The organism is Acidovorax sp. M2(2025) (assembly GCF_049330835.1).
GTDB lineage: Bacteria > Pseudomonadota > Gammaproteobacteria > Burkholderiales > Burkholderiaceae_C > Acidovorax.
The window spans coordinates 3732188-3747114 of sequence record NZ_CP186262.1; the positions used below are offsets into that span (position 1 = coordinate 3732188).

General features: G+C 70.4%; 8 protein-coding genes. 3 read left to right on the forward strand and 5 right to left on the reverse strand.

Translation table 11 applies throughout. The features are described 5' to 3' along the window. Positions 1 to 112: 112 nt before the first annotated feature. From pbpC to ACOYR3_RS17255, 3 genes are all read right to left on the reverse strand, one after another. Positions 113 to 2443, reverse strand: a complete 2331-nt coding sequence (pbpC, locus tag ACOYR3_RS17245; protein ID WP_422843543.1) for a penicillin-binding protein 1C — start codon at positions 2441 to 2443, stop codon at positions 113 to 115. 70 nt (positions 2444 to 2513) lie between these two features. Beyond that, a complete protein-coding gene (locus ACOYR3_RS17250) occupies positions 2514 to 2885 on the reverse strand; it encodes a hypothetical protein (protein ID WP_422843544.1) in 372 nt (123 codons plus the stop codon). Positions 2886 to 3053: 168 nt separating this feature from the next. Next, complete coding sequence (locus tag ACOYR3_RS17255; RefSeq protein WP_422843545.1) at positions 3054 to 9059, reverse strand: alpha-2-macroglobulin family protein; 6006 nt, start codon at positions 9057 to 9059, stop codon at positions 3054 to 3056. A 265-nt stretch (positions 9060 to 9324) separates the two neighbouring features. Here ACOYR3_RS17255 and ACOYR3_RS17260 point away from each other — a divergent pair, with 265 nt between their 5' ends. Next, positions 9325 to 9933, forward strand: a complete 609-nt coding sequence (locus tag ACOYR3_RS17260) for a hypothetical protein (RefSeq protein ID WP_422843546.1) — start codon at positions 9325 to 9327, stop codon at positions 9931 to 9933. A gap of 301 nt (positions 9934 to 10234) precedes the next feature. Here ACOYR3_RS17260 and ACOYR3_RS17265 read toward each other — a convergent pair whose 3' ends face one another. Both ACOYR3_RS17265 and argH read right to left on the reverse strand, forming a co-directional pair. After that, positions 10235 to 11230 (reverse strand): Bug family tripartite tricarboxylate transporter substrate binding protein, encoded by a 996-nt coding sequence (locus ACOYR3_RS17265; protein WP_422843547.1) that lies wholly within the window; start codon positions 11228 to 11230, stop codon positions 10235 to 10237. A gap of 45 nt (positions 11231 to 11275) precedes the next feature. Then, positions 11276 to 12748 carry an argininosuccinate lyase gene (gene argH, locus ACOYR3_RS17270; RefSeq protein WP_422843548.1) on the reverse strand — a complete coding sequence of 491 codons (1473 nt, stop codon included), beginning with the start codon at positions 12746 to 12748 and terminating at the stop codon, positions 11276 to 11278. 51 nt (positions 12749 to 12799) lie between these two features. Here argH and ACOYR3_RS17275 point away from each other — a divergent pair, with 51 nt between their 5' ends. Continuing rightward, entirely contained in the window at positions 12800 to 14044 is a 1245-nt protein-coding gene (locus tag ACOYR3_RS17275; RefSeq protein WP_422843549.1) for a sensor histidine kinase, read from the forward strand. After that, the gene (locus ACOYR3_RS17280) at positions 14041 to 14802 is read left to right on the forward strand and encodes a LytR/AlgR family response regulator transcription factor (RefSeq protein ID WP_422843550.1); all 762 of its coding nucleotides are present in this window, start codon (positions 14041 to 14043) and stop codon (positions 14800 to 14802) included. The genes ACOYR3_RS17275 and ACOYR3_RS17280 overlap by 4 nt, the downstream gene beginning before the upstream one ends. The last annotated feature ends 125 nt before the right edge of the window (positions 14803 to 14927 follow it).

The following is a 14927-nucleotide window of genomic DNA, read 5'->3' on the forward strand; positions in this document are numbered from 1 at the left end:
TTTTAATGCCGCAGGCGCCAGACTGTGCTGGCCAGGCCTAGGGAGCGCCCCCCAACCCCCTTGGGCGGGGAGGCGGGGGGCGCCGACAGAGGGCCCCGAAAGGGCGGGCGGCCTACCGCGACGACGACGGCGCGGGCCCGGTGGCGCCCGCGCCACGCACTTCCAGCCGGATCTCGTCCAGCACGCGGCCCCGGGCGTCGGTCAGCTCCACGCGGTGCCGGCCGGGCCAGGGCAGCCAGGCCACATGGGCCCCGCGGCCCAGGAGCTTGCCATCCATGCGCCAGACCACGCCGTCACCCGTGGCTTTGAAGTGCAGGCGCTGGCGGGCGGGGGGAATGTCCGGGTCCAGCGCCACGATGGTGCCGGCTGCGGGCGCCGTGATGCGCGCTGCTACGGGCTCTGCGGCCTCCCCGGCGGGAGCGGAGCGCGGGGCCGGGCGTGGAGAACGCGGGTCTTTTTTGCCCCCAGCGCCCTTCTGCAAAGCGCTGGCAGCTATGGAATCAGTAGCAAACGAATCCACCGCAAACAGGGGCTGCTGCGTGCCTGCCAGGAACCACTCCTGCCGCGCCGCCTCCAGCGGCATCGCCGCGCCCGCGCCTGCCGGGCCGCTGGCGGAGGGGCCGAACCGCACGGCCGCCTGCACCAGGCCCTGCGGCGGCCGCGGCGCACGGCTGGGCTCGCGCGCATGCAGGAAGCCCATCACGGCCGCCCAGACGGGCGCGGCGCCGCTGGTGCCGCTCACGTCGTGCATGGCCGCGCCGCTGGCGTTGCCCACCCACACGCCCACGGTGTAGCGCCCGGACCAGCCCACGGCCCAGTTGTCGCGCATGTCCTTGCTGGTGCCTGTCTTGACGGCCGACCAGAACCGCGTGGCCAGCACGCTGTCGGTGCCGAACGTGCGCGCGCGCGCATTGCCGTCCGCCAGGATGTCGCCCACGATGTACGCCGCCCTGGCGTCCAGGCCCTGCGTGAAGCGCGGCGGCTGCGGCGTGCCGGCCAGGGCCACGGGGCTCGCCCGCCCGCCGTTGGCGAGCGTTCGGTAAGCATTGGTCAGGTGCAAAAGCGGCACCTCGGGGCTGCCCAGGGCCAGGCTGTAGCCGAAGTAGTCCCCGCTCTCGCGCAGCGGCAGGCCCACCGCGCCCAGCTGGCGGTGGAACGCATCGGGCGTGACCATGACCAGCGTGCGCACGGCCGGCACGTTGAGCGACGCCGCCAGCGCAGTGCGCACCGACACCCAGCCCTTGAACTGCCGGTCGTAGTTCTGCGGGATGTACAGGCCGCCGGCGGTGGTGATCTGCGCCGGCGAATCCTCCACCAGCGATGCGGCCGTGAGGCGGCGCTCGGCAATCGCCTGCCCATACAGGAAAGGCTTGAGCGTGGAGCCCGGCTGGCGCAGCGCGAGCACGCCGTCCACCTCGCCGGCCTGGCTGAGCTGGCCGGACGAGCCCACCCAGGCCAGCACGGCGCCGGTGGCGTTGTCCAGCACCAGCACGGCGCCGTCTTCCACGTTGCGCCCGCGCAGCTCGCGCAGGTGCTGCTGCAGGCTCTGCACTGCAAAGCGCTGCAGCGGCGCGCGCAGCGTGGTGGCCACCCGCTCGGGCACCGGCACACCCAGGCCAAAGCGCTGGTGCAGCAGGTAGCGCGCAAAGTGCGGGGCCACGCCTTCGCTGGCGTCAAACGCCCGGCGCTGCAGCGCCGCGGTGGTGAACAGGTCCATGGCGTCGCAGTCCACGCCCGAGCGTGCGGCGGCGGAAGGTGCCGCCGCCCCGCCCGGACGCGCCGCGCCCCGGGGCGCGGCCGTGGCCGCCGCCATCTCGCGCAGCACGCCGCAGGCCCGCTGCGCCACCAGCGCCGGGCGGGCATTGGGCGCACGCACCAGGGCTGCCGCCACCGCCGCCTCGCGATCGTCCAGCCCGTGGGCGGCCTTGCCGAACAGGGTGCGGCTCAGGGCGTCGATGCCCACCAGCTCGCCACGGAACGGCACCAGGTTCAGGTAGGCCTCCAGGATCTGGTCCTTGCGCCAGCGCCGGTCCAGCACCTGCGCGGCCACCGTCTGGCCGATCTTTTGCACCACGGTGCGCCCGCCGGGGCCCTGGCGCCAGTCGCCGTCGAGCAGGCCCGCCAGCTGCATGGTGAGCGTGCTGGCACCGCGCGTGCGCTGGTTCCACAGGTTGCCCCAGGCAGCGGCCGACGCGGCACGCCAGTCCACGCCGCTGTGCTCGTAAAAGCGCTTGTCCTCGCTCAGCACCAGCGCCGTGCGCAGCGCGGGCGACACGTCGGCCAGCGGCACCCACTGCCCGCGCCGCACGGAGGTGTCGGTGCGCAGGCGCTGCAGCACCTCGCCTTCGCGCGAGAGGATCTGGGTCTCGGACGGGCGGAAGTCCTGGCGGACCTCATCAAAAGCCGGTATGGCGCGCGCTGGCAGGGCGCAAGCAGCTATCAAAAAGAGAGTAGCCCAGGCCCTGCCCTGGCTCCGCCCGCTGCAGGCCCCACGGGCCTCGCACGGCGGCCGGTCATCCGCCACCGGGGTGCTCCTTTTCAAACCGGGCTTCGGCCTCGCCCAGGTGGCGCAACAGCACGTGCGAGATCAGGTTCACGCCGATGCCTCCGCACACCAGGGGCAGCACGTACAGGCCGATGGACAGCTCGGAAAGGAACACCGCGTCATCCGCCAGCGACGGCGAGATCTTGGCCAGGTTGGCCAGCGACTGCAGCAGGTACCCGTCCACGCCCGCGATCAGCACCAGCGCCACGCCAAAGCCCAGCACCGCCGCGCGCGAAATGGACCGCGACGCCAGCAGCACCGCGTAGATGGCCGCCGGCAAGACCAGCGAAAACACCACCAGCACCCAGAACCGCAGTTCCACAAAAACGCTCAGGCTCATGGTGCATGAGAGTGCGCGGCGCGCGGTCGGTTCACCGCGGCGCCGCGGCTGCGGCACATTGCACGCCCGGCCCGCGCTGCGGGGCCTGGCGCGGGGGGCTGCCTGCAGGACATCACGGGAATGGGCGGGCAGTTCACAAGGATCGCCGGGCTCGCGCAGCGCGCGCGGCTAGCGCGCCGGGGCCTCCACCTTCACCCGTGGGTTCGGCGTCTCGCCGAACATCTCGGGCGCATACATGGCCTCCACGCGGCTCGGGGGCAGCGCAAAGTCGCCCGCATTGTTCAGCCGCACCGTGTATTCCACGGTGATCGTGCCCTTGGGCAGGAACTGGTAGTAGCTGCGGAAGGACTCGAAGCTGCGCTCCTCGAACGCAGGCCAACCGGCGCCGCCCGCGGGCTTCTCGCCCTGCGTGGCGATGGCGGAGTCGCGCCCCAGGCCGCTGCCCAGGATGGTGGCGCCGCCCGGGATCGGGTCGGTGATGGCCACCCAGGTCATGTCGGCGCTGGCATTCACCTCCAGCTTCACGCGCAGCACGTCGCCGCGGGTGTACTGCCCGGCGGGCAGCGACTTGTTGGCCTGTTCCACCGGGGTCACCGTCTTGGTCAGGCGATAGCCCGCCGCAAACGGCGCCTTCAGCTGCACTGCCGCCACCGACTGCAGCGTGAGCCAGGGCTTGCCCGTGCCCTGCTGTGTGACGGCCAGGTTCTCCTTGCCGCCCGACTTGCCCCAGGGCAGGAACATGCCGTTGTTCTTCAGGTTGCCAGGCGCTGCCGGGGTGCCGAACCAGGTGGTCTGGTGCGGGGCGCCGGCGGTGTCGCTGGCCTTCACCCGCTCCACCTTGCTCCAGTCCACGCTCGCGGTGTTGCCCGACATCGTGGCCTTGGTGGTGCCGGCCACCGGCGTGGCCTCGAACTTGGCGCTGAATTTCTCCAGCGCCAGGGCGCCCCACAGGTTGGCGGTGGTGGTGTGCCAGGCACCGGCCTGCTGGCGGCCGATGAAGCCGTTGGCCAGGCGGCCCATGTCGTCCTTCCAGGCCGGGTCGTCCATCACGGCCAGCATCAGGCGCGCGGTGTTCACGTCGCCGTTCTGCATCAGCCACCACCAGTAGTCGTCCTGCTCGGTGCTGAAGATGAGCTTGGTGCCCTGGAACGACAGGCGCGCGCGCAGGATTTGCATGGCCTCGGCCAGGCGCTTGTCGCGCTCGGGCACGTCGGCCACGCGCTTCAAGATGTTCACCCAGTCGATCACCGCGTGCGTGGGCCACTGGTTGGGCGCAATGGTGATGCTGCTGACCATGCGGCCCTGGGCCTTGCCATAGCGCGACAGCGCCTCCAGGGCGGCGAGCTTGCGCATATCCAGGTCCTTGCGCGGGCTCCAGAAGTCGCGCTGGATGCGGCCTTCCACAAACGCGATCAGGCCGCGCTCCATGGGCGCGCGGGCCTCGTCGGGCAGGGCGAATGCGGGGTTGATGCTGGCCGCCTCGTGCGTAGCCGCCAGCACGTAGGCCGTGAGCGTGTCGCTGCCCCGGTTGGCGTCGCCGTCCCGTGGCGGGAAGTAGTTGGCCAGGCCGTCGCTGTCCAGGTAGGTGGGCAGCTGCGCCACCACGGTCTGCCACAGCGCGCCGTCGCGCAGGCCCACGGCCTTGCTGGTCTTCTGCTCCAGGCAGGCAAAGGGGTAGTTCGCCCACCAGTCGCGCACGCCGGGCAGGCCTTCGGCCAGCTTGGGCTGCAGCGACATCTTGAGGCCGCCGCGGCCCGGAATGGCGTCCGCCGGCGGGTTCACGTCCAGGCTGAAGCTGCCGTCCACCTGCACCAGCGTGGCCTGCTGCACCGTGAGCGGCACGGCCGGGATCAGCTTCTGGCTCGCCTTGAGCGCATCGCGCGCGCCGCTGGCGGTGTCCTTGGCCTCGATCTCCCACAGGATGGCCTGGGCGCGGGTCTGCGCCAGTTGGGTGGGCGCGGTGACGTTCCAGGCCACCTCGCGCGATTCGCCTGCGGGGATGTCCACGGTCTGGGGTTTCAGCTCCAGCAGGGTGGCACGCGGCGCCACCTCGACCTTCATCGCCGCCTTGGTGGTGTTGCGCAGCGTGAGCTGGGCGCGGAACTGGTCGTCCTCGCGCACCAGGGGCGGCAGGCCGCTGATGATCTGCAGGTCCTGCGTGCTACGGATGCTGGTGCTGCCGGTGCCGAACAGGCCCGTGGACGCATCGGCCACGGCCACGATCTTGAAGGTGGTGAGTGCGTCGTTCAGCGGCACCGTCACCTTGGCCTGGCCGTTGGCGTCGAGCTTGACCGCCGGCTCCCACAGCAGCAGCGTGTCGAGCAGCTCGCGCGTTTGCGCCCGCCCGCCACCGCCACCCGCTGGCACGGCCTTCTTGCCGTAGTGGCGGCGGCCGATGATCTCCATCTGCGCGGTGGAGGTGCCCACACCCCAGCTGCGCCGCTGCAGCATGGCTTCGAGCAGGTTCCAGCTGGTGTTGGGCATCAGCTCCAGCAGCGCCTGGTCCACGGCAGCCACGGCCACCTCGGCGTTGGCCGCGGGCTTGCCGCCCGGCAGCAGGGCCGTGATGGTGACCTGCGCCTTGCCGCGCACGGGGTAGCTTTCCTTGTCGGCGGCCACCTTCACGTCGATCTGGTGGGCCTGGGTGCCCACGCGGATCTCGGCCAGGCCCAGGCGAAACGCGGGCTTGGACAAATCGACCAGCGCCGTGGGCGCCTGGTACTCGCGGCCCTCGTACCAGAAGGACGTCCACCATTCGCGCGGCGACTTGAAGCCCCAGGTGAAGAAGCTGTACCACGGCACCTCGCGCAGGCGGCCGCGCAGGGCCAGCACGCTCACGTACACGTTGGGCCCCCAGTCGGGCTGCACCTTCAGGCTCACCGTGGGGTCCTGCCCGTTGAGCTGCACCACCTGCGTGTCGATGATGCCCTCGCGCTCCACCGCCACCAGGGCGGTGGCAAAGCGGAACGGCATGCGCACCTGGAACTTGGCTACCTCGCCGGGCTGGTAGCTTTTCTTCTCGGGCAGCAGGTCGATGCGGTCGTGGTCCTCGCCGCCGAACCACAGCTCGCCCTGGCGCGTGACCCACACGGACGACGCGGCCACGCTGGTGTTGCCGTCCTTGTCGGTGGCGGTGACCACCAGTTCCACCTCGCCCGCCTCGTCCAGCTTGGATTCGCACAGCAGCAGCCCGCGCGCATCGCTCTTGCCTGTGCACACGGTGCCCAGGTCCTTGGTCTCGGTCTGGTTGTCGTAGCTGTAGAAGCCGCCCACCATGCGCTTGCGCGTGGTTGTGGTGATGCGCGCCACGGCCTGCACCTGCAGCGAGGTGTCGGCCGCCGGCTTGCCGTCGTGGCGCAGCGCCAGCGCCTGGAAGCGGATCTTCTGGCGGGCGGACACCCAGCCCTCGGTCTTGATGCCCGCCACCACCCCGGCAGGCCACAGGTTTTGCGTGCTGCGAATCGTCTGCACCTCGCCATTGGGGTCGGCATAGGTGGCTTCCAGCAGCAGCTCCTGCGGCTGGCGCGACTGGGGCACGTTGTCGATGGTGACCTTGCCCGCACCGTTGCGGTCCAGCGTCAGCGGCAGCTTGTCGGCGATCACGCGGGCGTCCTGGCTGGCCGTGGACTCCTCGTCGTCGCTGCTGGCATTGCCCTGGTCGCCCTTGCGGGGCGGGTTGAAGCTGAAGCTGTCGTAGTCGCTGAACTGCAGAGTCTTGCCGCGCACCAGGGCCGACACGCGCACCGGCAGGTTGGCGGCGCCGCCGCCGGCCACGTAGTTGATCTGCACGCCGGTCGGCACCGAGCGCACGCGCACCAGGGCCTTCTTGTCCGCCGGGGCAATGCGCCCTTCCAGGACCGGCAGGCGGAACTCCTCTACCCGGAACGTGCCCGAGCTGAAGCTGCGGCCGCGCTCGCCGTCGCTGTGCAGCTCCACCTGGTACACGCCCAGCTTGGCGGCGGGCGGAATGGCGAAGCTGCTCTGCGCGCTCTGCCCGCCCGTGGCCGTGCCGCGCCAGGCCAGCGGCTGCGTGAACTGCTGGCCGCTGCCCACGTGGGTGATGACCAGGGTGTCCGGCAGGGACTGCGGCAGCCCGAAGCCCTGGCGGGTTTCGGTGCGCACCAGGTGCTTCATGGACACCGTTTCGCCCGCGCGGAACAGCGTGCGGTCAAAGAGGGTGTGGGCGCGCTCGTCAGGCTGCGGGTCGCTGCTCGTGGGCACGTTGAAACGCCAGGGTTCGATGCCGCGCTGCCAGTCGCTCCAGGTGAAGGCCATGTCCTCCACGCCATCGGAGCCGCTGTGGCGAGCGCTCACGAAGTAGGCATTGCTGCCTTCGCCGTAGTAGCCCCCGTCGCTGCAGTTGCTGGGGTCGGACGACAGCCCTTCGATGCGGGCAATGCCCTGGGCATCGGTGACGGCGTTGGCCAGTTCGTTGCCGCGGCAGTCCGACACGCGCACCGTGGCGCCCTGCACGGGCTGGCCCTTGCCCAGCGTGGTCACCCAGGCCAGCGCGTTCTCGCGGCCCAGCTTGAAGTGCACGCCCAGGTTGGTGACCAGGGCGGAGGTGCGCACGTACATGGTGCGAGCGGCGCCATGGCGCTCGTCCAGCAGCGAGGCGCCCAGCTTCTGCGAGGCGATCTCCACCACATGGAAGCCCGGCGCCAGCGGAATGCCCACCACCTCGAACGGGCGGGGGTCGTTGCTGGCGGGCTTGGGCAGGTCCAGCGTCTTCACGCCGCTCTTGCCCGCCAGCAGCGACACCATGCGCGACTGCACGGAGCCCTTGTCCTCATCCGCCAGAACCTTGGGCAGCGGGCCGGCCACGTCCTGGCGGGCCTGCTTGCGATCCACCAGGTAGCTGTCGTAGCGGTGGACCTTCCTGAACCAGGCAATGATCTCGGCGTCGGTGCGGGGCTTGAGCGTGCTGACCTTGCCCGGGGGCGCCTTGCTGGTGTCGGCGCCCGCCTGCAGGCCCTGCACGCGCAGCTCGGCCTCCACGTTGCGCAGCGTCACGGGCAGCAGGGCCGGCGGCTTGTCGGCCGCGGGGCCTTCGGCAAAGCGTTCGACGATGCCGAACGGCGCTGCCGCGAACTTGGCCAGGGGCGGCAGGCCCCCGGTGGCCACCTTCAGCGGAAAGTTGTCGGCATTGCGCAGCGCGCGGCCGGAGGCGTCCTTGAAATCCTTGGGCAGCTCGATCGTGAACGCGGTGTTCTCGGGCAGCGGCGCGGCGAACTGCACGCTGTTCACCAGCGCGTCGCCCTGCTGGCCCTCGCCCGTCTCGCCGGCCTGGGGCTTGAGGGTTTCCTTGCCGGACTTGAGGCGGATGGCCTCGGCCAGCTTGCGCGGCACGGGCGCGTTGAACGACAGCTGCATGGGCCGGATGGGCAGGCACGCGGCCTGCGCGTTCTCGCGCTCGCAGGTGAACTCGGCCGCAAACGCCTCGCGCACCCGGAACTCAAACCGCTTTTCCACTGCGTTGGCAATGCCGCTGGGCGTGGCCACGCCCTGGCCGAACACCAGCTGCATGCGCACGCCCGGGGTCAGGCGCCGGTTGCAGGCCAGCGTGGCGTACTGCAGGGGCTCGCGCACGGCGCTCTTGTCCAGGCCCAGGGTCTTGAGGATGTCCGTGCGCTGCGCGCCTTCCACCATGCGGACCGGAATCCGCTCCCCCACGCCATCGGACGTGCACCACACATAGGCCTGCACGCTGGCCAGGGTGGCAGGGCCGCTGAGCTGCAGCACGAAGAACTGCTCTTCGTCGATGGGCTCGTAGGAATTGGGGTACACCGACTGCACAAACGGCCCGCCGCTATTGAATTGATAGCCTTTAGCGCCCGTCAACTCTGCGCCAGAGGCCGATTTGAACCCCGGCTTTGCGGCGGCCGTGCAGCGCACTCCCGGGGGCAGGTCGCGCTCGAAGTCGAACACCCACTCGCGCTCGCCCGTCCAGCGGCCCGTGCCCTTGGTGGCATTGGCGTCGCTGCAGCTGAGCGTGAAGGGCGCGGGCGCCTTGGGGTCGCCGAAGTTGACGGCAGCAGCATCGAACTTGGCCACCACCTGGCGCACCCGCGCCACCTCGCCCTGGGGCGAAAAACTGGTGACCTGCAAGGCGTGCGCGCCCAGCGACACCATGGCCCCCGCCGCCACAGCCCACCCTCTGAAAAAGAAACCCATGTTGCTATCCCTCCGTCCAACGCGCCTGCGAGGGTAGCCGATCTGGGCCGCAGCACCCGCAGCCCGCCCGGCGCCCGGAAGTAACAACTCGTAGCCCCTCACCCTGCGGCGCAGGCCTATCCCGCCTGCCGATGACGCCCACAGGGGGCGGCGTCCTACCCGTGAGGCGGCGTGGCTGCCCAACGATGCGGGTTGCGAGCCCGCACACGCCGGCCCACCCCCGGCCGCCGGTGTCCTCCCTTCCCACCCCACCTTAGGAGAACCCATGCCCAAAGTGCAATACGACAGCCACCAGCTGGACGACCTGGTGCTGCAGATGATGGAAACCGAACTGGGCGGCGAGCAGGTGTACCGCGCTGCGCTGGCCTGCGCCGTGAACCCCGACCTGAAAAAGGAATGGGAGGAGTACCTGGAGGAAACGCTCACCCACCAGAACGTTGTGCGCAGCCTGTGCGACGCGCTGGGCCTGGACCCCGAACAGCAGTCGCCCACCCGCCGGGTGGTCCGGCACATCGGCGAGTCGCTCGTAAAGGCGATCGAGCTGGCGCGCCAGGGCGGCAACCCGCAGGCCGCGCAGCTGGTGGCCTGCGAGTGCGTGGTGCACGCCGAGACGAAGGACCACGCCAACTGGGAGCTGCTGGGCAAGGTGGCCCAGGCGGCCACCGGCGACGTGGGCCAGGCGCTGAAGGCCGCACACCAGGCCGTGGAGAAGGACGAGGACCACCACCTCTACCACACCAAGGGCTGGTGCCGCGAGCTGGCCATCGAGGCGCTGGGCATGCCCGCGGTGCTGCCGCCGCCCGAGGAGGTGAAGAACGTGGAGTCCGCCATCGGCGCCTCGCGCGCGGAGCAGCAGCGCGAATCCATGCTCTGAGACCCCGGCCGCGCAACCGGCGCGCGGGCCCAGGGATGTTCTGCACGAATCGAGCGGAAAGTGTGCACTGCGGATCGGGATGGGCTGCAAGGCGCAAAACGCAGCAATAGCCGCAGCTATTGCGAGGCTTTGCAACGCAGCAGACCGCCCGAGACCGCAGAGGCACACGGCGCGATGATTTGTGCAGAGCATCCCTAGGGCGAAGCACAAAAAAAGACCTTGCCGCGTGGGTGCTCCCGGCGCGGCAAGGTCTTGGGGCGAATCGCTGCCCGCTCCGACCGGGCGGACGCGGAGGGCGCGCCTACTGCGCTACAAACCCGGTGTTCTGGATGATCCGCGTCCAGGCTGCCGTGTAGGCCTGCTGGCGCGCCGCCAGCTGCTGGGGCGTCATGTAGCCCACGGTGAGGCCCATGGCCGTGAGCGGACCCTTCACCTCGGGCTGCTCCACCACCTTGGCCAGGGCGGTCGAGAAGTCGGCGATGAATTTCGCCGGCGTTCCAGCGGGTGCGTAGATGCCGTAGTACGGCAGGTCCTCAAAGCCCTTGAGCCCCAGCTCGTCGAACGTGGGCACGTCAGGCATGGCGGCCTGGCGCTTGGTGCCCAGCACGGCCACCACGCGCACCTTGCCGGCCTTGTGGTTCTCGATGAAATCGGGAATGGAGCCCACACCCGCCGCAATCTGGTTGCCCAGCATGTCGGCCATCATGGGGGCGCTGCCGCGGTAGGGTGCGGCCACCAGGTCCAGCTGGTACTTCTGGCCCACCAGCTTCACCAGGAACTCCGGCGTGGACGCGGGCGCGGGAATGCCCACCGCGCCCTTGCCGTGGCCTTGGGCCTTGACCCAGGCAACGTAGTCGTTGAACGACTTGGCCGGATTGCCGCCCGAGACCGCGAAGGCGTTCACGAACGTGGCAAAACCACCCACGGGCACGAAGTCGTGCACGGGGTCAAAGCCGGGGTTCTTGATGACCTGCGGCAGGATGGAGATGGTGTGGTCGTGCGACAGGAACAGCGTGTGCCCGTCGGCCGGGGCGGCCTTGAGGGTCTGCGCCGCGATCTGGCCGCCGGCGCCGGGGCGGTTTTCCACCACCACGGGCATGCCCAGCGCGTCCTTGAGCTTTTCCGACAGCAGGCGGGCAATCGCGTCCGACCCGCCGCCGGGCGGGAAGCCCACCAGCAGGCGGATGGGCTTGTCGGACTGGGCCGAGGCCAGGCCCAGGGTGAGCGTGGCCGCCAGCGCGGCGGCGGTGCGCACAGCGCGGGACAACAGGCTGCGGCGGTGCAGGGAGTTAGACATGTTCAGGCTCCGGAATAAGGATGGGTGGGGGCTGCGCGGCGCGGCTCAGGCCAGGCGCGCGCGGTGGCGTTCCAGCTGGGCTTTCACCTGCGCAGGCGCCGTGCCCCCCAGCGTGTTGCGGGCGTTGAGCGAGCCGCGCAGGCTCAGCACTTCGTACACGTCCTTGTCGATCTGCGGATGGAAGCCCTGCAGCACCGCCAGCGGCAGCTCCGACAGGTCGCACGCATGCGTGGTGGCGGCCTTCACGGCGTGGGCCACGGTTTCGTGCGCATCGCGGAAGGGCAGGCCCTTCTTCACCAGGTAGTCGGCCAGGTCGGTGGCGGTGGCGTAGCCCTTGAGCGCGGCCTGCTCCATGGCCTGCGGGTTGACGGTGATGCCGCCTTCCTTCTTGCCCGTGGCGGGGTTCAGCTGGCCGCCCACCATCTCGGCAAAGATGCGCAGCGTGTCCTTGAGCGTGTCCACGGTGTCGAACAGCGGCTCCTTGTCTTCCTGGTTGTCCTTGTTGTAGGCCAGGGGCTGGCCCTTCATCAGCGTGATCAGGCCCATCAGGTGGCCCACCACGCGGCCGGTCTTGCCGCGCGCCAGTTCGGGCACGTCGGGGTTCTTCTTCTGCGGCATGATCGAACTGCCGGTGGTGAAGCGGTCGGCGATCTTGATGAAGCCGAAGTTCTGGCTCATCCAGAGGATGAGTTCTTCGCTGAGGCGGCTCACGTGCACCATGCACAGGCTGGCGGCGGCGGTGAACTCGATGGCGAAGTCGCGGTCGCTCACGGCGTCCAGGCTGTTCTGGCAGACGCCCTCCATGCCCAAGGTCTTGGCGACGCGCTCGCGGTCCAGCGGGTAGGTGGTGCCGGCCAGCGCGGCGCTGCCCAGCGGCAGCACGTTGGTGCGGCGGCGCACGTCCTGCATGCGCTCGGCGTCGCGCTTGAACATTTCCACATAGGCCAGCATGTGGTGCGCAAAGCTCACCGGCTGGGCCACCTGCAGGTGGGTGAAGCCGGGCAGGATCACCTCCACGTTCTGCTCGGCCACGTCGACCAGCGACACCTGCAGCTCCTTGAGCAGGTCGCCGATCAGGTCGATCTCGCCGCGCAGCCACAGGCGCACGTCGGTAGCCACCTGGTCGTTGCGGCTGCGGCCGGTGTGCAGGCGCTTGCCGGCGTCGCCCACCAGCTGGGTCAGGCGCGCCTCGATGTTCAGGTGCACGTCTTCCAGGTCCAGCTTCCATTCAAAGGCGCCGGACTCGATTTCGGACGTGATCTGCGCCATGCCCTTCTGGATGGAGGCGTGGTCTTCGGCGCTGATCACGCCCTGGGCGGCCAGCATCTCGGCGTGGGCCAGGCTGCCCGCGATGTCGGCCTGCCACAGGCGCTTGTCGAAGAACACGCTGGAGGTGTAGCGCTTGACCAGGTCGCTCATCGGCTCGGAGAACAGGGCCGACCAGGCCTGGGCCTTGGTGTCGAGCTGGTTGTGGGATGGCGCGGACGGCGCAGCGCCGGTGGCTTGGGCTTTGGACATGGGAGGGCAATAATCCGGTGGTTCAGACACCCGGACTGCCCGGATGCCGCAATGCAAGACACGCAAATTTTATCGACCCCGCCCCTGCCGTCCGATTCGGCCCTGCCCAGGGCCCCTGCACGGCGCGGCTTGCCGCCTCCGCGGCGGGCGTTGGTGTTCGATGCCTGCCAGGTGGGCGTGGTGCTGCGCGCGGTGCTGTTTGTCGAGACGGTGATGGGCGTGGGCGCCATGTACGGCGCGGCCTCGCCGGCCGAATGGCTGGCCACGTTGGCCCTGCTGACGGGCGGCGCACTGCCGGCCACACTGGTGTGGCTGATCACGGCCTGCAGCCTCAAGACCGTGCTGCAGCGGCTGAGCACCGTGCAGCAATATGCCGCCGGCGTGCTGCTGGGTGCGCTGGCCGGGGCGTATGCCTGCGGCATGCTGACGCTGGTGGTGCCGCGCACCGCCGCGCCACCGTGGCTGGCCAGCGCGGCCACGGGGGCGCTGCTGGCGGCCATGCTGGTGTCGGCGCTGGTGCTGCGCGCGCGCGGCCGCACGCCCGCGGCCACCACGGCGCGGCTCACGGAGCTGCAGTCGCGCATCCGCCCGCACTTCCTGTTCAACACGCTCAACAGCGCCATTGCACTGGTGCGCGAGGAGCCCGCCAAGGCCGAGTCGCTGCTGGAAGACCTGTCGGACCTGTTCCGCGTTGCGCTGGTCGAGCAAGGGGAGTCGACCACGCTGGCCGAGGAGATCACGCTGGCCCGGCGCTACCTGGGCATCGAGCAGGTGCGGTTCGGCCCGCGCCTGCAGGTGCAGTGGAGCCTGGACCCGCGCACCGACGGCGCCCGGCTGCCCCCGCTGCTGCTGCAACCCCTGGTGGAAAACGCCGTGAAGCACGGCGTGGAGCCCAGCGCGCGCGGCGGACGCCTGCGCGTGCTGACCGAGCTGCGCGGCAGCCGGGTGGTGGTGCGCATCACCAACACCCTGCCGCCCAAGGAGGGCCGCGGCGGCGCGGGCGACGAACCTGCGCGCGGCCACGGCATTGCCCTGGCCAACGTACGCGCCCGCCTGGCGCTGCTGCACGATGTGCAGGGCGAGTTCACCGCGGGCGTCCAGGACGGGCTGTACCAGGTGCGCATCACCCTGCCCGCCCCCGATGCCGGGGTGCGCGGCCGTAGCCGGCGCTCCCTGGCCTCTGCCCGCCGGGGTGGCCGCGGCGCCGGTGCGCCGCGCCGCATGGCGGGCGACGCCGGCGGCGCCGCCAGCCCCGCACACGACGACAAACACCACCGTTTCACGGACGCCCCATGAACATCCTGATCGTTGACGACGAGACGCTGGCCCGCAGCCGCCTGCGCACCCTGCTGGCGGACTGCGCGCAAGCCCAGCCCGGCCAGCGCATGCTGGTGGCCGAGGCGGCCAGCGCCACCGAGACGCTGGCGCAGCTGGGCCCCACCGGGGGCCGCGCGTTCGACCTGGTGCTGCTGGACATCCACATGCCCGGCCAGGACGGGCTGTCGCTGGCGCACACGCTGCAGACCCTGCCGCACCCGCCCGCCGTGGTGTTCGTGACGGCCCACGCCGACCACGCGGTAAGCGCATTCGAGCTGGACGCGGTGGACTACCTTACCAAGCCGGTGCGGCGCGAGCGGCTGCAGCAGGCGCTGACCAAGGTGCAGCGCAACAGCACCCGCGCCACCCTGCCCGCGCCGCCGCCCGGCATGCCCGAGGGCGAAACCCTGCTGATCCAGGACCGCGGCCGCACCGAGCGTGTGCCGCTGGCTGAAGTGCTGTACTTCAAGGCCGAGCAGAAGTACGTGACGGTGCGCACCACCACGCGCAGCTACGTCATGGACGGCGCGCTGAGCGAGCTGGAGGCCAAGTACGCGCCGCGCTTCCTGCGCATCCACCGCAACGCCCTGGTGGCGCGCCGCGCAGTGCGTGCGCTGGAAAAGCACTACGACCCCGAAGAGGGCGAAGGCTGGGCCGTGCGGCTGCAGGGCTCCACCGAACTGCTGGCCGTCTCGCGCCGGCAGATGGCGGCCGTGCGCGAAGAACTGGCCCGGTGATTCCGGGCGCAGTTTCCAGCCATTTTTTCCTGATTAGTTACTTGTCTCAGATACCACTCCATCCGTTCGGGCTCAACCCGTCGAAGCCAGGGCTTGCAGCGCGCGTGCAAGGCTTCGACAGGCTC

Bases quoted from the DNA above. Each gene is read 5' to 3' on its own strand.
- ACOYR3_RS17250 (WP_422843544.1), bottom strand. From the start codon at position 2,885: ATGAGCCTGAGCGTTTTTGTGGAACTGCGGTTCTGGGTGCTGGTGGTG.
- ACOYR3_RS17255 (WP_422843545.1), bottom strand. From the start codon at position 9,059: ATGGGTTTCTTTTTCAGAGGGTGGGCTGTGGCGGCGGGGGCCATGGTG.
- ACOYR3_RS17260 (WP_422843546.1), top strand. From the start codon at position 9,325: ATGCCCAAAGTGCAATACGACAGCCACCAGCTGGACGACCTGGTGCTG.
- ACOYR3_RS17265 (WP_422843547.1), bottom strand. From the start codon at position 11,230: ATGTCTAACTCCCTGCACCGCCGCAGCCTGTTGTCCCGCGCTGTGCGC.
- argH (WP_422843548.1), bottom strand. From the start codon at position 12,748: ATGTCCAAAGCCCAAGCCACCGGCGCTGCGCCGTCCGCGCCATCCCAC.
- ACOYR3_RS17275 (WP_422843549.1), top strand. From the start codon at position 12,800: ATGCAAGACACGCAAATTTTATCGACCCCGCCCCTGCCGTCCGATTCG.
- ACOYR3_RS17280 (WP_422843550.1), top strand. From the start codon at position 14,041: ATGAACATCCTGATCGTTGACGACGAGACGCTGGCCCGCAGCCGCCTG.